We start from the raw sequence: 17434 nt of genomic DNA, 5'->3' as shown, positions 1-17434 counted from the left end.
AAATACCTGCTTTTTATCTAAATAGAGGATCCTATGTCCGATACAACTGTAAAATCACCCCAAATGTCACAAATAGCGGAATGTAAGTCCGGTAAAAGTTCACCACCTAATCTTAATGAACATTTTTCTTTTTGAAATTCCCACCTTTTACTTCTGCCACATCATAAACGGTAACAAAGGCAGATGGATCAATTTCATTAATGATTTCCTTTAATTTTGTTTCTTCTAAACGGTTGATAACACAGGTAATTTCCTTAAACTTTTCATGGGAAAAACCGCCGTAGGCTTCTTTGTATGTTGCACTTCGCCCTAATCGATCCCGAATCGTTTCTACCATGTGTGCTGGTTGAGTTGTAATAATTTGAAAGGTTTTAGACCCGCTTAATCCTTCTTCCACAATATGTATCACTTTTGATGCAATAAAATAGGCGATTGCTGAAAGGATGGCCCCTTGTAAACCGAAAACGAATGTAACAAATATAAATACAAAAATATTTAAGAAAAGAATAAGATCACTTGTACCAAAAGGTAATTTTCGAGATAAAAGTACCGCAAGCATATCAATACCATCTAATGCTCCGCCATTACGTAAGGCCAACCCCATTCCAAAACCGAGGATAATACCACCCACAACGGTAATTAACAAAGTATCCCCTTCAATAATAGCTGGTGTATGATGCATTAAACTTGTCCCTGTTGCTAACGAAATAATACCGATAATCGATAAAACCGCAAAGCTTTTTCCGATTTGCTTATATCCTAACCAGATAAAAGGTATGTTTAGTAGAGCGATGAGAATTCCCAAAGGTACATGAAATAGTTGGGATCCAACGATACTAAGACCCGTCACACCACCATCAGACACGTGATTTGGGATTAATACGGTTTCTAAACCATATGCTGCGATAAATCCGCCCAAAATCACCATTAATCCACGTAAAGCAAATTTTAGTTTATTGGGCTTAAGTTTTCGAATTGTACTCATTTTTTTCCTCGTTTCATCTATATTTCATTTTTAAGTCTACCATAAATTGATACTTTCATTCTTTGTGCTGTATGTCATCCGTAAAGCAACCCTCCTCATTCAACATTCCCTTTAATCCACGGCATACTTCGAGTGATTTTTAAAAATAATAAGAATGAAATGACGAAAGGTAGGAGGAGTTGTATGCAACAAAATCAAGAAAATATGGGTTCTGTTATGAGCCCAAAATTCGCTGGAACGGATGCACAAAAAGTAAAACAAGAAATTCAAAAAGATGTCAGTGAAGGACAAGGGGCGATGACCTCTCGAGAGGCAGGAGCCATGAAAAAAGATTAAAAAAACCACTCCCGGGTGGTTTTTTATTTTTTCCATTATTAGATTCGATCATTTTCTATTCTTTATCATCTGAAAATATTTTAAATGCTCCCATTACTAATACTAATGGTAATAGAATCAGCACGAACCTGAGAAAATAAATTTCTAAGATAAAACTTAAAAGAACAAAAGGTAATCCAATCATAGACGTCATCGATGCAAATTTCGTATAACGGATGGCTGTTTTAGATATTTCGGGTTCCTCTTTATACATCCAGCGATTTCCAAATAATATACTTTCTTCTGGACAGCGGTAAGTCCAGATTAATACACCATATAAAGGAATTAAAATTATGACTGCAAAATAAATGTTTACAAACATAAGTCTTCCCCCCTACTCCATAAGAGTCCTCCTATGTTTACGATTTCGACTTGAAAAAGTTTCAATTTATCCAGTGTGTTACTTCGATTATTTTTCGAACTCGTTTCATTCTTTTTCTTGATTCAAGAAGAAAATACAAAAACGGCCCTCCGCTCAAATAGATTAGCAGAAAAACCGTCCCCGTGATTACATTAATTGCATGGTTGTGATGCACGTATTGTCGCCTTCAAAAGTAGAAAGTTCACCTTCTACTACTTTGTCCCCATGCTCTATTTTGGTTTTATATTTTTTATCTCTTGGTAACCATAAATCGATAAATCCATTAGGTTGTGATTTCATTTCCTTATCTAAAATCACATTACCATCCATATCTTCAATGTATACATTGAAATCTTCATTTACTAATTCACCTTGACAACCTGTCAAGCTATGGTTGGTTCAAGGATGGGTTTGATTTTCATACGGAGCAATCGAAACAAAAAACTCTCCATCCGTTAAGTCATAAGTCTTTTCGTTTCCATCCTTTTCAGTCACCATCAATTGTTCTGAAGTGATCGAGGCAGACTCTGCATCTATTGTTTTAGAACTAAACCCTTGAACTAATTCTTTTATATTAACAGGTTCTTTTTCTTTAGAAACTTCTTCGTCACTATTCGTTCCGTTACAAGCAGCTAATATTCCAGTAGCCAATAATGTGATCGCTAATAGATTACGTTTCATTTGTATTCACCACCTTGTCTATTGCTAGGTTTCAGTTTCTTTCCTAGAAAGGAATAGGTTTATCATACCTATTGTATAGTAGCATAAAAACTTGCAGAAATTGTGGAGGAATTGTGAAAAAATAGAGACGGTTCTTCCGAATAGAAGAACCGCTCCCTTTATTACAATGTTTCTGTCTCTAGTTTAAAGCCTTCAATCAATATATCTTCATTGAGCTCTATCAGAAGGCAACGTTTTCCGTTGTACATAATATATTTCACATTTTTTAACTCTTTCGGATTAATCGATAGGTTAGCTACATCCGTTTTCACCTTAATCGATTTTGGTACTAAGCTTTTCGCTTTAAATTCATGTTTTTCATCAGAGATAACATCTTTGAAGGCATGTTCCACTTTATCTTCATCTACATTTTCGACTCCGCTTACCTCTAAAATGCGGCTAACGTCCTTATAGTCTAGTTTCGGTGGTTCACTTTCTTCAGCTTCAGCACTTTCCTGGACAATTTTATCAATTTCCTCATAAACATTGGCGATAACTCTAGTATCTACTTGGTCTCCTACCACTTTATTAAGGATGACCTCAAAAATGTCCTTATCCTCTGCCGCAGTGATGATATCCTCACAATTGAGAACCGACTCAATATAAGATACATCTGGTTGATTGACTTTCCCCGCATAATAAAGAATACGATTGACATCTGCCGCATTGTCATTAAAAGCCGGGAACATAAATCCAGACATTGGTGCAGCTAAATTAAGAATCGGATCTGAGGCATTATTCGGCTTAAATTCTTTTTCAATATAATCAAACACTAACGCTTTTTTCGGCTGGTCCGTTTTATTGAGACTGCAAAGGGTAAAGTGGCTAGAATACACTTCATCATCTCCACCGTCTTCTGATTCCATATCCCGTTTTCGCGTCGGTTTACGATATTCACCGCGGATAAAAGTAACCACCGTATCAAATTCGTATTTAGCATGAGCAAACATTTTTTCAACGATTTGCAGCATACTTTCTTGCCAGTCTAGTGTACCGCCTTGCGTACCTTGAAATAGAAGGGTTTGTGTGCTGTCCTCTACACCATGCTGAAACTTTAGCTCAAACAGCTTGGAATCCACATCACCTGTCAGCACCTTTTTAAAATTGGCCAAAAACAATTCCTGAGTTTCTTTTTCTAACATTTGAAACGGTTGACAAAAATGATGATAGATTTCACCCGATTCCTTCTGAACATATACTGTAAAAAGTTCACGGATCACTAAAAGGTTGTTATTTAGCTTAAATTGCTTCCGGATATTTGCGATGTCTTTTTTATTCATTTATCTCAACTCCCATCCATGATTATACTGTTCAAAGAAAAAAATAGTAATACTTGAAATTTTTTTGATTTTGATAGCAATGATTAAAATTGGTGTTTGATTTTTTGGGTGAAAGGAGTTTGAAAATGTGGGTGGTCGGGAATTATCGGACTCTGGTTCCGTTATATTGGTGAAAAAGAGGGCTTTCTTGTTGTTAAAGGACCGTGGTTCCGTTATGTGGCAAAATAATGCGTTATTTTTGTATTTTTAAGCGAATAGCGGATTCTCTGTCCCATAATTTTTTTACACAACATAATTCATCATTGATTAAGGTTTCCCACCGTAGAAACTTTTTAATACCATTGATAAAAACAAGTTTACAAGATATATTCCTTGATAGAGAGATAAAAAGTTTACTAAAAAGGTGTGTATAGATATGTCTAATAAAGTAGTCGTAATAACCGGTGCCAATAGTGGATTAGGATTGGAAACGGCAAAATATTTTGTCAAAACAGGATACGAAGTCGTTATGACAGTGCGAGATGTAAAAAAAGGAGAAACAGCCAAAAAAAATCTCCTTCAATTATTTTCTGAAGGCAAAATTCATGTACGCTATTTGGATTTATCCAAATTAGCCAGTGTTCATAAATTTGCAGAAAAAATTTCAGAAGAATATCAATCATTGGATTTGCTGATTAATAATGCCGGGGTCATGATCCCGCCTTATTCCAAAACGGAAGATGGATTTGAACTCCAATTTGGCTGTAATCATTTAGGACATTTTGCTTTAACCGGTTTACTGCTCCCTTTACTGGAAAAAGGCCAGCATCCACGCGTGGTGACACTAAGCTCCCTTGCTCATCGAAGTGGTGTGATTGATTTTGATAATTTGGATGGCTCAAAGGGATACAAAGCGATGAAATTCTATAGCCAAAGTAAACTGGGGAACCTGTTGTTTGCCAAAGAGCTAGACAATCGTTTAAAAAGGAACGGATACAAAACGATCAGTTTAGCCGCGCACCCAGGAATATCAGCTACGAATCTATTTAGAATTGGAAAAGAAAAGACTCCTTGGTACGTTGATCCGATTATCAAACTAATTGCCCAACCTGCTGAAAAAGGAGCTTTGCCTTCGATAATGGCAGCAACGGACAATACATTAACGGGTGGAGAATATATTGGTCCTGACGGTCGAGGAAATCGAAAAGGAAACCCTGCAATTGAGGTACCGCACAAAAACGTCTATAACAAAGAAACGATGAAGAAATTGTGGGATGTTTCGGAGCAATTGACTTCGGTTTGTTATAACCTGAACTAGGAAATGAAGTTTCCAAAAAGAAACGGGACGGTTCAAATGAAGCAACAGAACCGTCCCCATGTTTCAATTTAAAAGAGTCAGTACACTGAAAAAGTGCATAATACTACCAGCAATGACGAAGAGGTGCCACACAGCGTGGTGGAACTTAAACCCTCTCCATATGTAAAAAACAGATCCTAACGTATACAATACTCCACCAATAATCAAATACAATAAACCGATAGAACTCATATTTTCGGAAATAGGTTTCCAAGCTAAAACAATAAGCCAACCCATTAGAACGTATAACGCCGTTGAAGTGAATAAAAACTTTTTCACAAAAAAAGATTTAAAAATGGTACCGCCAATAGCGATTCCCCATACTACCCCAAAAATCGTCCACCCTAACCAACCTTTAACGACTACAAACATAAATGGTGTATAAGTTCCAGCGATAAAGAAATAAATAGATGAATGGTCAAATATTTCGAATAGGTCTTTCACTCTACTTCCTTCAGGAAAGGCATGTAACAAAGTAGACGATGTATACATCAAAAACATGGTCGTACCAAATACCGTAAAGCTTATAATATGCCACGCGTTACCATACAGTGAAGAAAATACAATTAGTAACACAAGGGCAGATATACTTAAAAGAGCACCTATCCCATGCGTAATAGAATTTGCTATTTCTTCCCCCTTGCTGAAACTGTGTGTGTTAGCCATCATAATCATCCTTTACCATTGAATACCTTATTTATGGATCACGTAGCGTTTTAATTTTTTTTCAAAAAAGTTCCGTTCCCCGATTACCCCTTCTTTAATTAAGAAGTGAAAAGAAATGTACAATACTAGTATAACAATAATTAGCTATCTATAAGAAATATTATGAATATATAAATCAATTATCTTAGCAGTTATAGTACCGGGAAATCTTTTGAAGTGCAAAAAATTTCATGTACAAAAAAACATCGTGCAGAACCACGATGTTTAAGGGTTAGGACTATCAACGTTTCCGATAACTTGGTTCAAATGTGCTTGTTTTAAGATTAGGTCAGCTTCACTTGTATTTTTTGACCCATTACTTCGTTCAAATCTATATCCTTTTTTCTTTGCGATGAAATCCGTAAATACGCCAAACAAAATCAATGTAACGGAAAAGATTAATAATAACATCCATAGTGTCATAATAAATCACTCCTTTATATTTATTATACACAATATTTGGAAATTATCATTCCGTATTTTGAGAAATTCTATTTTACTATTTTTGATAACAACATTGGATCGTTGCCATTGAACTCATCTTAGAATCACTACATTCCTGAATGATAAAATGTAGACTGCCACTATCGAGAGTTAAAATCAAATCTGGTCCAAGAATTTACGAATGACTGCCGCAAACTCTTCTGGTTTTTCCAAAGGTAAGTGATGATATGCCCCTTCTATCTCATACAGTGTCCCACTGGTGATTTTTGTGAGCTGTTTGGCCTCTTCAGCCGGCATTACCACGCTATCTTTTGCTCGAACGAACGAGGTTGGGCAGCTAACCTGTCCGGCCAGTACCAATGTTTCCACTTTTTCAATGGCAAGTGTCCGCCGATCAAATCGCTCACCAAAGTGCCCATCTTCCTGTTCACGAAAACACTCCCCTGCAACTTGCTCAACACGCTCCATAGGCGCTGTATGCTGAGGTGGCAGCAGCTTATAACGGGCAACCGCGTCTTGCAGAGTATCGTAAATTCGTCCACTCTTCTCGGCAGCTTTGTGTAAGCCAGCCAGTTCTTCTTCCGAAGAGTCGATTTTTACATCAGCTACTAGTAAAGCGGAAGGTGGACAAATCTCGCGACTAGCTACTTTTAGCCCTATGTAACCACCCATTGAATGGCCAATCATAGCATAAGGACGGTCTAACTTCTTAACAAGCTCTTCAATATCCTCAGCGTAATCATCGTACCGATAGCTCTCCGCCCAAGTGCTCTGACCGTGTCCTCGCAAATCGGGAGCAATCACATAGTACTTTTTTTCCAAATAAGGCGCTACCCACCTCCACCATCCACTGTGACAGGCAAGTGCGTGTAAAAGTAATAGTGGTGGATTTTCAGGATTCCCCCAAGTGCGAACATTCATTTCCATTCTTTTTTTCCTCCATTCGATATTAATTTTTCAATCTAGAAATATGAATGACAAGTAAAATCCAAATGATGCTAAAAGGTAAATATTTTATTGCCTGGATCAAATCCCAGGTAATACTTCCATTAGAGAACCTATAAATCATTAAATCTCCTAAAATGGTTAAGGCAGCTAATAAACCTAAGAGGATAGTCAAAAGGCTAATAAGACGAAAAGAGCCATTCCTATATAGTTTAATTCCCAAAATAACCATTCCAACCGTAAATAGGAACCACGATAGATTTTGTAATAACCACCCTATAATCGCAATAGGTGTATTCCATTCAGTATGTGGATCTACTAACACGTTTTGCATAATTAAAGACACTAGAAGAAAAACAATACTTACTAGCACTATTTTATGTGAAAACCGATCGATTTTCTCATTTTTCAAAACGTATTTATTAAGACTAATTAAGGTTATTCCTAAACATATGTAAAAAAGAAATGCGATGGCTGTCAAAACAACAGCTTGATCCAAGCCGAAAATGGGTAACATTCTATTTTGTGGAGTCGTACCATGTGAGTAAGCAAAAATGACACCAAAGAGGAAAAATAGAATCCCTCCTAGAATTCCAGTAAACTTATAAAAATTGGACAAGTACGATTTGGTCATATCACTACTCCCCCCTCTTTATGTTTTGAGTAGAGCTCCCATTCAAGATTGGATATGTTACACAAACTAACTTTATAAACGAACAATGATAATATATTCCCTAAATACCTGGAAATTCCTCTTTATCTCTGTACTTAACAAAAGATTAGCCATACTTCGATTCTTGAAGTATGGCCACAATATATTTTCTACAAAGATCTCTTTTCTTTCACAAGAAGAACTCCTATCAAACCAAACATGGCGAAGATTACAGGCGTGATGAATCCGTAAAAATAACCTAGACTTATATCGGTTGAAACGACTTGAAAATGGTCCAATATTTTTCCAAAAATAATTGGCAGCAATACGGCGCTTAGAAATCCACCTGTATTGGCAAAGCCAGAGACAATGCCAGATTCTTTTAAAGGGAACGTTTGGCGAACAGTAGCAAATGTTAAGGCATTGGCGCCATAGGCAAGACCAATGATAAAAAATAGCGTGAACAGTAAATACAAAGGCGGATTCCCTTTCATCAGGAGAAAGACCGACCATGTTAAGAAAGAAATAAGGTGTACCACAATATATGGGCGTTTTAGGGCTCCTAATTGACTGGAAATCCAACCAGCAAGAGGAGCGCCAATAAGAGCCCCAATGAGACCAATCATCGTAAGCTGACTCGCATCGGTCCGTGTCATTTCATAAACATTCATTCCATAAGGCACTCCCCACGAACTGATGAATCCGACATAGGTTCCAACCAGCCCAAAATGACAAAGGAATAAGGCCCATGCTTGTCGTGTTGAAAAAATTCTTCGTAAAAGCGGCAAGATTTTTTCACGCTGTTGTGTTTCCACTTGGATAAAGAAAGTTTGCTTCGGTTTTTTTAGAAGGACAAAATAAAGGAAAATGCCACATAATGTTAAAAGGATTCCCGATGATAAGAAGGCCGCTCTCCAACCTACGAGGTCAATCAATACAGAAAAAGGAACCGTTGCCACTAGGAAACCAAGACTTCCTGTCATGGCAGCAATACCGATTAAACGAGTAAATTCCTTTGCATTGAACCATTGGCATAATATTAACACCATATTAACCCAAATGGTCGCGTCCCCCGTTCCGGTCAAAATTCTCGCAAAAAACAAGACAAACTCATGTGTGCCAAGACTATAAATGATTGTCCCTACCCCTGTAAGGATGGCACCAATAATCAGAAAAAAATTAGGGCCATATCGATCGGCCATGATCCCCATCGGAATCTGCAATCCTGTATACACAAAAAATTGGATACTTGTTAGTAACCCAATGGTTGTGGCTGTTACATGAAAATCCAACATGACTTGCTCGGTAATCAAACCGGGAGCCGTTCGTTGGCTCGAAATGATTAAGTAGGTAAATAAGACAGAAGCGAAAACAACCCATCTATATCGGCTATTTTGTTTTTCCAAATGCGATCTACTCCTGTTAGGCTTTTACACTATATATATGGGGTTTTAAGGTGGGGGGAACTTGTTTCTTAATCTTTAAACGTATAGAATTTTGATCTATCGGACACACGTTCCGCTATTTTACTAAAATGATAGTTTTTTTGGGGGTTATCGGACTATGGTTCCGTTATGAACCAAAAATAGACGTTTTTTCTTTGATTTATGGTGATTAGCGGAACCTGTGTCCTAAAAACTATAAAAATACCTCTTTTTTATATAAATAGCGGATTCTGTGTCCGATAATGTCAACTAAGAAGAAACGTTCCCATATCTCCTATTGAATGAAACCGCTTCTATAACAAAAATCATACATCAAAACAAAATAGAGCTCCATCCACAACTGAAGACTCTTTACTGTTTTATACGGTAATACCCTCTACAAAACTTTTTACAGGGACATAGCCATTGTAACTGTCTTAGTTTTAAATCCTAATTTTTCATACAATTTAATAGCGTGGTTCCCTTCAAATACACTAAGTCGAACTTCTGAATAACCATCTTGTTTTAGCTGGTCAATGCCTGTTTTCAATAACCTTTTAGAAATTCCTTGTCCTCTAAAGTTATCTAAAACAAATAGCTCATAAATAAAACCATTCACCTTATCGGTAATTTGGTCCTTACTTTTTCCTAAAAGAATCCACCCCATTAAAGTATCATTTTCTGTTGCTATTAGATAATAGCATCCCTTTTTTAAGAGTGGCACAATGAGTTGTTCAATTTTTTCGTTAGAAGGTTTAATCATACCTAATGTTCCATCATATATAGCTCGCGGGGAGAGGGACAAAATCTCTTTGAGTTCCAAGTCATTTGGTTTTCTTATATCCATTGCTTTAATCCACCCTTCAAAAATCTTATTGCTCATCTTTCAGTTAAAATGTCCTCTATAAATTCGTTACTTAGATTAATTTTCCTTCTTATGCTAACCTGCCTTATACTTTCCACAAAAAACAAAAAACCGAGATTATACAAAGGATGAATAATATCCCGTATAGTCTCGGCTTTATCGGATCAATCATTATGGAAGTTTAGCTCCCGAATGTTTATATATTCAAAAACATATGTCAGTCCAAAAACCCCTACCAACCATAAACTTCGATTAACACGCATATAAATCAATCTCTCTACTTACATTATACTGCAAATGATAAATGATTTATAGACTACACTTCTTAAATTTCCTGCCCTATACTGTTATATACAAATCTAAAAATATAAGAGGTGTATCATATGAATGACAAAAAAGTTGTCTTGGATAATGGTCCTTTTTTTCATGGTACTAAAGCAGAACTAAAAATTGGTGATTTGTTAGAACCGCAACACTTATCAAATTACCAAGACAAAAAATCGAACTATATATACTTCACTGGAACATTAGAGGCGGCTAAATGGGGTGCTGAATTAGCAACATCTAACTCAAAGGAAAGAATTTACATTGTAGAACCATTAGGTGATTTTGAAAATGATCCGAACTTAACTGACAAAAAATTTCCAGGGAACCCAACACGTTCTTATAGATCTAAATCGCCTTTGAAAATAATAGCTGAATTAGGTTCATGGGAAAGACATTCCGAGGAACAAATAAATCATATGCTTACAGCTCTAAAAAAGTTACGTGAACAAGGAAAAGCTGTAATAGACGACTAATCTAACATGATAGGTTGTTAACGAGAGGCTTCTTGGTCCAATATAGGTAAAGCGGCATGGTGTTATACCTTAAGCCTTAATAAGGTCGATTAACTTAATTTTATCGGACACACGTTCCGCTATTTTACTTAAATGATAGCTTTTTAGGTGGTTATCGGACTATGATTCCGTTATGAATCAAAAATAGGCAATTTCCCTTGGATTTAGGTTGAATAACGGAACCAGTGTCCTATAAACCATGAAAATACTCTTTTTTATAGAAATAGCGGATTCTGTGTCCTATAAAATCCTAGCTAAGAAGAAGCGTCGCCATAAATCCTAATGAATGAAATCGTCCCTTTAACAAAATCACACATCAAAAAAAGAGCCCCCGCTGCTACTGGTAGCTCTTTATACAACTATATGTAAGTAGTGGAGTGGCCTAAGGCGAAAAAATTCAACTTCTATCAGCTATATTTCAGGTGCTCAAAACACTTGACGCAATTCGATCTGGCCTTCCCCATTTCCTTGCGGGTCTGGCATTCGCATGGCCCACTCGATGGCTTCTTCCCTCGACTTCACATCAATCAAAATAAATCCGGCAATCAATTCTTCTGTTTCCGTAAATGGTCCTTCCGTAACCACCGACTTTTCCCCTGATTTTGGAAAGGAAAGTCGAATCCCATTTGAACTTGGATGAAGTCCTTTAGCCATAACCCGCACGCCTGCATTAACTAATTCCTCGTTATACTTCGTCATGGCTTCCATGAGTTCTGGGCTCGGGAGATTTCCGGCTTCAGAATTCTTCGAGGCTTTGACAATCATCATAAACAGCATAAAATACCTCCTTTATTTTTAGAGGCAAATTCTCGAAAATAACCTCTTTAAAAAAACCGCTATGTCAAAATCTTTCCTTCTAATTATTCAATAAAATATTTGGATATTCCTTCAATCTCCTCTTCCACTATCCCGTATCGGAAACGATATATTCTCCAAAAGTTACCAACCGTAAGACAGGTAAATAAATTTGCTTTTTTTAGAATTTAATAATGATTTTGGTGAAAAATAACTAAAAATACACTTGAAGGTAGGAGAAAAGAATGGGAAGTAAAATACTAAGATTACCTATCATTTTCCAAATGATCGCTTTATTGTTTATTGTTCTTTATCATTCGGAAGTCCGTGCCGACACGAATGTTCCACCAGATTTCGGTGCGAAAGGAGCCCTTCAGGATTCATCGATTACTTTAGAAGAAGCGTTAACTTATGCCATTCAAGATGAGTATCTTGCACAAGCTAGATACGATGCTATCATTGCAAAATTTGGTTCAAAAAGACCTTTTACAAATATTAAGTCCGCAGAACAAAGGCATATTTCAGCACTTCTTACGTTGTTTAAAAAATATAATGTAAAAGTTCCCGTAGACAATGCGAAACAGTATTCAAAAGAACCTGGATCCTTAAAAGAAGCTTTTCAAGCTGGCGTTGAAGGTGAAGTTGACAATATTGCCATGTATAATAAATTAGGATCATTACCAAATTTACCCCAAGATGTTAAAGCTGTTATGAAACAGCTTGGTGATGCCTCCCAAAATCATTTAGCAGCATTCAAAAGAGGTCTTAGTCAATATCAGTAAACTATAATCAAAAAACCCCTTTTTGGGGTTTTTTACTTTAGGTGTGCGTTGTTAGTTTTATATGTAAAACCATGTTCTTTTTTGCAGTACCTTATAGGTCATGTAGAAAGGCTTCTTGGTCCAATATAGGTAAAGTAGCATTGTTTTATACCTAAATCCTAGATAAGTTCGTTTACATTTAATATTATCGGACACACGTTCCGCTATTCTACTAAAATGATGGTTTTTTAGAGGACTATAGGACTATGGTTCCGTTATTAATCAAAATTAGGCGATTTTCCTTTGATTTATGTTGAATAACGGAACCAGTGTCCTAAAAACGATAAAATTACCTCTTTTTTATGGAAATAACGGATTCTGTGTCCGATAACATGGTAGCTAAGTATAAACGTCCCTCAAATGAACTGTTTCTTTACTTAACTACATCATAAAAGACTACCTCAGTTAAAAAAACGGGACCTATGAATCTAAAAAAAGGCAATATAGCTTTCATTACAGTACTTTATCTTTTATTAATATTTCCCACTCATCGAGAGTACAAGAAGCGTGGTTCCTTAAATGCTCAGGAATAGGAACAGAACACATAAATTCTAAACTATTTCCATCCGGGTCTTTGAAATATACTGACGCATTACCTTGATAGGGTCTAATAAAAGGATCAATCTTTTCCCTTGTCCCAAAAGGTACTGCTTCTATATTTCTCTCTTTTAACCAATTTAAAGATTGTTTCATAAATTCATATTCAACGCGAAAAGCTATATGTCTTAACGACGGGTGGTATGGTGTTTGAACTTCCTTTCCTTCCCAAAGACCAAGCCAACTCATTCCTTTTTCAATCCAAAAGAATGCTGTTTCCTCATCTCTATAGGCCATGTCTAAACCTAATTTTTTATAAAAATGAATGGATGATTCTAAATTACTTACTGGTAAATGTGCTTCAAATAGTCCCTTTATCATTTTTTCTCTCCAACCCTTTCTATTACTCCTTGGATTCACTTGATACTATAACTATATCAATACCAAATAACCCTGAATTCGATAGAAGGATTGAATTTTGATACAACTTTAGTCGGAGATTTTATAGACTCCGCAATAATGATAGAACCAATCGTAACACAGTCTCCCCAAAAACAAAGTAACCAACACATAAGCTTGGTTGATATAGAGAACTACATATTTTCGCTTATTAGAAAAATATCAAATCAAAGTAAAGAGCTCTTACGATAGTTGAACAAGGGCGTTTCAAATTAGTTGCTCATTATACACGCTAATTGGGTGTATTTTCTCTTGTAATAAGTTATTCATTATTTGCTTCATTACACTGGATTCTCGTAAGTCTTTGTTTTCAAATGTTATAAGCTCATTTACTTTTATCCACTTGCTGTCAGAAATTACATCTTCTTCGAGATTTAGAGAACCTCCTGTCACCTCACCAATAAAATGAAATAAAATAACTTGATCGTTTGTACTACTAACAAAATTATATACACCAGTAGTACCGATTAGTTTTACATCAAAACCTGTTTCCTCTTTAACTTCCCGCTTAGCTGAAAAGAGAATGTCTTCACCGTTTTCGACATGACCACTTGGAAAGTTCCACTTATCAATTGCAGTAGGTTTATTCTCTTTTATAATTAAGACTTTATCGTCATTAAAGATTGACACACTTGCTACTAAAACAATCCCATCTTGCGACATCTGATTCTCCCCAATTCCCTCTTAAATAGGTAATTAATTACCTTTTGAAAATGGTAGTATTAATTTATTCAGTAGCCAATAAACAATAAATACAACGATTGCTATACTTACTATTGAAAGCAAGTAATTGAAAAAAAGAATATCTGTTGGATGTTCTCTTGGATCCAACAGTCCTAACTTAAACGGGAAACTTTCATTTAACGGTGTCAAGGTTGTATGTTGTTCAATGATAGGCAGCGGAAAACCGAGTCTATGATGTTCTACTTGATTATAGTTAGTCACTAACACCGAATCGAATATTGGGGATATTGTAACAATCATAAATGCAATAATGAAAGAAAAAATATAACCTCTTTGTTTCATATCAAAGTCCCCTTTTATTCCCAATCTATGTATCTTATATCCCCACCAAATAATTTGTCTGCTATTAAGTTTCCAGCTTTATCAAATGCCCTAATTGTCCATGTATCCTCTGTATAATTATCTAAAACAAATAGAACATAATGATCTTTAACAGTCTTTATATTGTAAGAATCAGGATTCTTCTTTATATCATCAATAGATAACTCATAGGTAGTGGACGGAGTTACATTTTCCATGTGATTTCCAATGACAATATATTCGATATTTGAATTTTCAGCTGTTTTTACGGCTACTAAAAAAGCATGTTCATCTCCAATTCCAGTAGCTTGAAATGGTTTACCTTCTTCTATACTATAACCAAATGAACCACCATCATATCGGTATAGAAAACCAAACTTTTTCTCTAAACTAGCTACGCCAAAGGAATGATGGGTTTTATCTTCAAACAACACGGCTTTTCCATAGTCATCAATATCATAGGATTGTATTTTTTTAACATCGCCTCGAATGGCACCAATTTCTTTAAAATGATATCCACTTAACATACCTACTAATAGCAAACCTGATAATAGGCAAACAATTATTAAAACCTTTTTCATTCTCAATCCTCCAAATTCGTCGAAGTTCCAAATGGACAGGAAAGTAGTTACATTTAAACCCATATAGAATCTCAAATCTAACATTCAATCTATCTATCGGACACACGTTCCGCTATTTTACTAAAATGATTGCTTTTTATGGGGGTATCGGACTATGGTTCCGTTATTAAGCCAAAAATTGCTCTTTTCCGAAGAATTAGGGTGAATAACGGAATCTGTGTCCTATAAACTATGAAAATACCAATTTTTTATGTGAATAGCGGATGCTGAGTCCGATAACATGACTATAGCAAAGCAATTAATCATACAGAATGAACATTAGCTTTGCTACTTAATCAATCTTGATTCCCCACTTGAAAATTTAACAACCTGGTTTTCGAAACCATTCCAGCACTTTCAAGCGTTAATTTTGAATTAGTGTTATAGTACCAGCACCCACAAATCGGTGTTATCTCATTTTGATAGCACCATTCTTTTAAATGATGAATAATAGTACGGCCAATCCCTTGCTTCCGGAATGCATCATTCACAAACATGCCCACACTTGCGTATCCCTCTTGTAAAATACTTTTCTCCACAATCCCAACACCTAATAGTGTATTCTCATTCATCAACACATAAATTTGTCCTTCTTCAATACGATCTTCTAATCGATCAAAGAAGTCCTGGCTCACTTCCATAATCAGTTCTGCATCACTAAGCTCAGCCTTCCTAAATTGACCGCCTTCATATAATTTTTCCTGTAAAACTGGTACTTTACTATCTTGAAAAAAGTAAGCTTGTTTGGTCAGTTTGAAATCCTGATCTAAAACGGTACTTAATAAGAACTCATCACTTGTTGGCACAAAGATAGAGGAAATCGGGTGGCTGGCAAGTACTTGTTTAAAAAGCTCTTGGCTACTACTATACATCGATACTTTTAGAAAAAATTGAGTGAGTAATTGGTTTTTGAAAATTGCATAGTAACCAATTGCTTCTTCACCCGTGGTTATGCTATAAAAATTAGAGTTTAATATATGTTCTTCTAAAAATGAATCAAATGGAGATTGTAAGGTAGAAACATATTCATGTATCATTTCCTTTATTTCTTCTTTATTGCATAGTTTCAAGTCAAAGTTCATTTGTGTACTCCTATTCATTCGAAATTCTTACCATTTAAATAATAAGCAGATTCTAAAAAGACGGTAAAAGCTATTTCCACTTCAGCAATGCCGAGTGACTGAATATGTTTTGTCGTAATGTTTGCAAATTCATCCTGAATGTCCTGGCCGCGTTCAAACCACTTCACTTCTATGAATGGAAATCCTGGGACCTCCTCTTGATTAAAAACAAAAGTAGAATGAGTGATTTCTAATGTAAAATTATCTGTATCACAATCACAAAGCTCAGCAAGCTCCTGCACCAAAGGGGTACTAATTTTTTTCACTTGATCAACCGTTATTCCTTTAAAAATTAATTGCGGCATGTTGAGACCTCCAAAATTAAATGACTATTTAAATAAAATTTTTATAATTCCTCTTTTTTATAAATTTTAGCATAAAATGGAATTTCAATGGGTAAATATCTAGATTCTTATCAACAAGAAACAGAGCTAATTCATATGCGAATGGCTTTTATTCGATACTGTTATAAGTGTGTATTAAATTCCCTATCTAATTTAATAATTGGAACCTGTCGCATGCCCCTTTTAACATCATACGAGTTTTCTGGAACGAATGACTTTAAACTGGTATGGGGTGGTATCAATACTTAAATAAAGCAATCTTAAAGGACACACGTTCCGCTATTTTACTAAAATGATTGTTTTTTAGGAGGTTATCGGACTATGGTTCCGTTATTAACCAAAAATAGGCGATTTTCCTTTGTATTATGATGAATAACGGATTCTGTGTCCTATAAACTATGAAAATACATCATTTTTATGGAAATAGCGGATTCTGAGTCCGATACATGTCAGTATAAAACAAACGTCCTCAATGTTCCTCTTGAATGAAGCTAATCTTTACTTTATTTGGAAACATGTTATAATTTTAGTAATAAAACATAAATTAAAAAAGAGCTCCAGCTGCAACTGGAAGCTCTTTATACAGCTATCTGCAAGAAGTGCAGTGGCCTGAGGGCGAAATAATCCACCTACTCTACCAAAAAGCAGGGTGGGTTATTTCTTTTTACCTGAAGAAATCCCAACAGCGATTACTGCCACGATTAAACTTGCAAAACCAATCATAAGACTGATCCCTTCGTAAACAGTAAACATCAGCGTCAC

22 protein-coding genes are annotated in these 17434 nt (G+C 35.7%); 4 read left to right on the top strand and 18 right to left on the bottom strand.

Annotated features, from left to right (window positions below; translation table 11 throughout):
- Positions 1-112: 112 nt before the first annotated feature.
- On the bottom strand, positions 113-985 hold the full coding sequence (locus tag ACSBPO_RS10860) for a YitT family protein (RefSeq protein WP_442600063.1): 873 nt from the start codon (positions 983-985) through the stop codon (positions 113-115).
- 183 nt (positions 986-1168) lie between these two features.
- On the opposite strand from ACSBPO_RS10860, the gene ACSBPO_RS10855 reads away from it, so the two are divergent.
- Positions 1169-1321 carry a hypothetical protein gene (locus ACSBPO_RS10855; RefSeq protein ID WP_442600062.1) on the top strand — a complete coding sequence of 51 codons (153 nt, stop codon included), beginning with the start codon at positions 1169-1171 and terminating at the stop codon, positions 1319-1321.
- 55 nt (positions 1322-1376) lie between these two features.
- Here the strand turns inward: ACSBPO_RS10855 and ACSBPO_RS10850 are convergent, their stop codons facing one another.
- The 3 genes from ACSBPO_RS10850 to ACSBPO_RS10840 all read right to left on the bottom strand — a co-directional run bounded on the left by ACSBPO_RS10850 (position 1377) and on the right by ACSBPO_RS10840 (position 3721).
- Positions 1377-1682, bottom strand: coding sequence for a hypothetical protein (locus ACSBPO_RS10850; protein WP_442600061.1), 306 nt, complete (start codon positions 1680-1682; stop codon positions 1377-1379).
- Between the two features lie 186 nt (positions 1683-1868).
- The gene (locus ACSBPO_RS10845; protein WP_442600060.1) at positions 1869-2402 is read right to left on the bottom strand and encodes a CueP family metal-binding protein; all 534 of its coding nucleotides are present in this window, start codon (positions 2400-2402) and stop codon (positions 1869-1871) included.
- A gap of 161 nt (positions 2403-2563) precedes the next feature.
- Positions 2564-3721, bottom strand: coding sequence for a DUF4317 domain-containing protein (locus tag ACSBPO_RS10840; RefSeq protein WP_442600059.1), 1158 nt, complete (start codon positions 3719-3721; stop codon positions 2564-2566).
- A gap of 415 nt (positions 3722-4136) precedes the next feature.
- Here ACSBPO_RS10840 and ACSBPO_RS10835 point away from each other — a divergent pair, with 415 nt between their 5' ends.
- Positions 4137-5018, top strand: coding sequence for an oxidoreductase (locus tag ACSBPO_RS10835; protein WP_442600058.1), 882 nt, complete (start codon positions 4137-4139; stop codon positions 5016-5018).
- A gap of 63 nt (positions 5019-5081) precedes the next feature.
- Here the strand turns inward: ACSBPO_RS10835 and trhA are convergent, their stop codons facing one another.
- From trhA to ACSBPO_RS10805, 6 genes are all read right to left on the bottom strand, one after another.
- Entirely contained in the window at positions 5082-5723 is a 642-nt protein-coding gene (trhA, locus tag ACSBPO_RS10830; RefSeq protein ID WP_442600057.1) for a PAQR family membrane homeostasis protein TrhA, read from the bottom strand.
- Between the two features lie 264 nt (positions 5724-5987).
- A complete protein-coding gene (locus ACSBPO_RS10825; RefSeq protein ID WP_442600056.1) occupies positions 5988-6185 on the bottom strand; it encodes a hypothetical protein in 198 nt (65 codons plus the stop codon).
- Between the two features lie 177 nt (positions 6186-6362).
- A complete protein-coding gene (locus tag ACSBPO_RS10820; protein ID WP_442600055.1) occupies positions 6363-7133 on the bottom strand; it encodes an alpha/beta fold hydrolase in 771 nt (256 codons plus the stop codon).
- A gap of 22 nt (positions 7134-7155) precedes the next feature.
- On the bottom strand, positions 7156-7785 hold the full coding sequence (locus tag ACSBPO_RS10815) for a hypothetical protein (RefSeq protein WP_442600054.1): 630 nt from the start codon (positions 7783-7785) through the stop codon (positions 7156-7158).
- A gap of 188 nt (positions 7786-7973) precedes the next feature.
- Positions 7974-9209: an MFS transporter gene (locus ACSBPO_RS10810; protein ID WP_442600053.1), complete on the bottom strand. Its 1236-nt coding sequence runs from the start codon at positions 9207-9209 to the stop codon at positions 7974-7976.
- Positions 9210-9636: 427 nt separating this feature from the next.
- Positions 9637-10074: a GNAT family N-acetyltransferase gene (locus tag ACSBPO_RS10805; protein WP_442600052.1), complete on the bottom strand. Its 438-nt coding sequence runs from the start codon at positions 10072-10074 to the stop codon at positions 9637-9639.
- 401 nt (positions 10075-10475) lie between these two features.
- On the opposite strand from ACSBPO_RS10805, the gene arr reads away from it, so the two are divergent.
- Positions 10476-10892 (top strand): NAD(+)--rifampin ADP-ribosyltransferase, encoded by a 417-nt coding sequence (arr, locus tag ACSBPO_RS10800; protein WP_442600051.1) that lies wholly within the window; start codon positions 10476-10478, stop codon positions 10890-10892.
- 465 nt (positions 10893-11357) lie between these two features.
- On the opposite strand, the gene ACSBPO_RS10795 is transcribed toward arr, so the two are convergent.
- Positions 11358-11708: a YciI family protein gene (locus ACSBPO_RS10795; protein ID WP_442600050.1), complete on the bottom strand. Its 351-nt coding sequence runs from the start codon at positions 11706-11708 to the stop codon at positions 11358-11360.
- Positions 11709-11971: 263 nt separating this feature from the next.
- Between ACSBPO_RS10795 and ACSBPO_RS10790 the strand changes: the two genes are divergently transcribed.
- Complete coding sequence (locus tag ACSBPO_RS10790) at positions 11972-12508, top strand: DUF2202 domain-containing protein (RefSeq protein ID WP_442600049.1); 537 nt, start codon at positions 11972-11974, stop codon at positions 12506-12508.
- 492 nt (positions 12509-13000) lie between these two features.
- Here ACSBPO_RS10790 and ACSBPO_RS10785 read toward each other — a convergent pair whose 3' ends face one another.
- The 7 genes from ACSBPO_RS10785 to ACSBPO_RS10755 form a co-directional block, all read right to left on the bottom strand.
- Positions 13001-13465 (bottom strand): VOC family protein, encoded by a 465-nt coding sequence (locus ACSBPO_RS10785; protein WP_442600048.1) that lies wholly within the window; start codon positions 13463-13465, stop codon positions 13001-13003.
- A gap of 285 nt (positions 13466-13750) precedes the next feature.
- A complete protein-coding gene (locus ACSBPO_RS10780; RefSeq protein WP_442600047.1) occupies positions 13751-14206 on the bottom strand; it encodes an NUDIX hydrolase in 456 nt (151 codons plus the stop codon).
- Positions 14207-14239: 33 nt separating this feature from the next.
- Positions 14240-14569, bottom strand: a complete 330-nt coding sequence (locus ACSBPO_RS10775; protein ID WP_442600046.1) for a hypothetical protein — start codon at positions 14567-14569, stop codon at positions 14240-14242.
- Positions 14570-14583: 14 nt separating this feature from the next.
- Positions 14584-15168, bottom strand: a complete 585-nt coding sequence (locus ACSBPO_RS10770; protein ID WP_442600045.1) for a hypothetical protein — start codon at positions 15166-15168, stop codon at positions 14584-14586.
- A 335-nt stretch (positions 15169-15503) separates the two neighbouring features.
- Entirely contained in the window at positions 15504-16289 is a 786-nt protein-coding gene (locus ACSBPO_RS10765) for a GNAT family N-acetyltransferase (RefSeq protein ID WP_442600044.1), read from the bottom strand.
- A 14-nt stretch (positions 16290-16303) separates the two neighbouring features.
- Positions 16304-16633 (bottom strand): DUF1904 family protein, encoded by a 330-nt coding sequence (locus tag ACSBPO_RS10760; RefSeq protein WP_442600043.1) that lies wholly within the window; start codon positions 16631-16633, stop codon positions 16304-16306.
- A gap of 693 nt (positions 16634-17326) precedes the next feature.
- Positions 17327-17425 carry a putative holin-like toxin gene (locus ACSBPO_RS10755; RefSeq protein ID WP_442600042.1) on the bottom strand — a complete coding sequence of 33 codons (99 nt, stop codon included), beginning with the start codon at positions 17423-17425 and terminating at the stop codon, positions 17327-17329.
- Positions 17426-17434 lie beyond the last annotated feature (9 nt).

Source organism: Neobacillus sp. D3-1R (assembly GCF_052180215.1).
Lineage (GTDB): Bacteria > Bacillota > Bacilli > Bacillales > Cytobacillaceae > Pseudoneobacillus.
The sequence above is the reverse complement of the archived record's forward strand: the minus strand, read 5'-3'. Positions and strand labels throughout refer to the sequence as shown.

Coding starts and splice junctions, on each gene's coding strand:
- ACSBPO_RS10860 (WP_442600063.1), bottom strand. CDS start 985: ATGAGTACAATTCGAAAACTTAAGCCCAATAAACTAAAATTTGCTTTA.
- ACSBPO_RS10855 (WP_442600062.1), top strand. CDS start 1,169: ATGCAACAAAATCAAGAAAATATGGGTTCTGTTATGAGCCCAAAATTC.
- ACSBPO_RS10850 (WP_442600061.1), bottom strand. CDS start 1,682: ATGTTTGTAAACATTTATTTTGCAGTCATAATTTTAATTCCTTTATAT.
- ACSBPO_RS10840 (WP_442600059.1), bottom strand. CDS start 3,721: ATGAATAAAAAAGACATCGCAAATATCCGGAAGCAATTTAAGCTAAAT.
- ACSBPO_RS10835 (WP_442600058.1), top strand. CDS start 4,137: ATGTCTAATAAAGTAGTCGTAATAACCGGTGCCAATAGTGGATTAGGA.
- trhA (WP_442600057.1), bottom strand. CDS start 5,723: ATGGCTAACACACACAGTTTCAGCAAGGGGGAAGAAATAGCAAATTCT.
- ACSBPO_RS10825 (WP_442600056.1), bottom strand. CDS start 6,185: ATGACACTATGGATGTTATTATTAATCTTTTCCGTTACATTGATTTTG.
- ACSBPO_RS10820 (WP_442600055.1), bottom strand. CDS start 7,133: ATGGAAATGAATGTTCGCACTTGGGGGAATCCTGAAAATCCACCACTA.
- ACSBPO_RS10815 (WP_442600054.1), bottom strand. CDS start 7,785: ATGACCAAATCGTACTTGTCCAATTTTTATAAGTTTACTGGAATTCTA.
- ACSBPO_RS10805 (WP_442600052.1), bottom strand. CDS start 10,074: ATGGATATAAGAAAACCAAATGACTTGGAACTCAAAGAGATTTTGTCC.
- arr (WP_442600051.1), top strand. CDS start 10,476: ATGAATGACAAAAAAGTTGTCTTGGATAATGGTCCTTTTTTTCATGGT.
- ACSBPO_RS10795 (WP_442600050.1), bottom strand. CDS start 11,708: ATGCTGTTTATGATGATTGTCAAAGCCTCGAAGAATTCTGAAGCCGGA.
- ACSBPO_RS10790 (WP_442600049.1), top strand. CDS start 11,972: ATGGGAAGTAAAATACTAAGATTACCTATCATTTTCCAAATGATCGCT.
- ACSBPO_RS10785 (WP_442600048.1), bottom strand. CDS start 13,465: ATGATAAAGGGACTATTTGAAGCACATTTACCAGTAAGTAATTTAGAA.
- ACSBPO_RS10780 (WP_442600047.1), bottom strand. CDS start 14,206: ATGTCGCAAGATGGGATTGTTTTAGTAGCAAGTGTGTCAATCTTTAAT.
- ACSBPO_RS10775 (WP_442600046.1), bottom strand. CDS start 14,569: ATGAAACAAAGAGGTTATATTTTTTCTTTCATTATTGCATTTATGATT.
- ACSBPO_RS10770 (WP_442600045.1), bottom strand. CDS start 15,168: ATGAAAAAGGTTTTAATAATTGTTTGCCTATTATCAGGTTTGCTATTA.
- ACSBPO_RS10765 (WP_442600044.1), bottom strand. CDS start 16,289: ATGAACTTTGACTTGAAACTATGCAATAAAGAAGAAATAAAGGAAATG.
- ACSBPO_RS10760 (WP_442600043.1), bottom strand. CDS start 16,633: ATGCCGCAATTAATTTTTAAAGGAATAACGGTTGATCAAGTGAAAAAA.
- ACSBPO_RS10755 (WP_442600042.1), bottom strand. CDS start 17,425: ATGTTTACTGTTTACGAAGGGATCAGTCTTATGATTGGTTTTGCAAGT.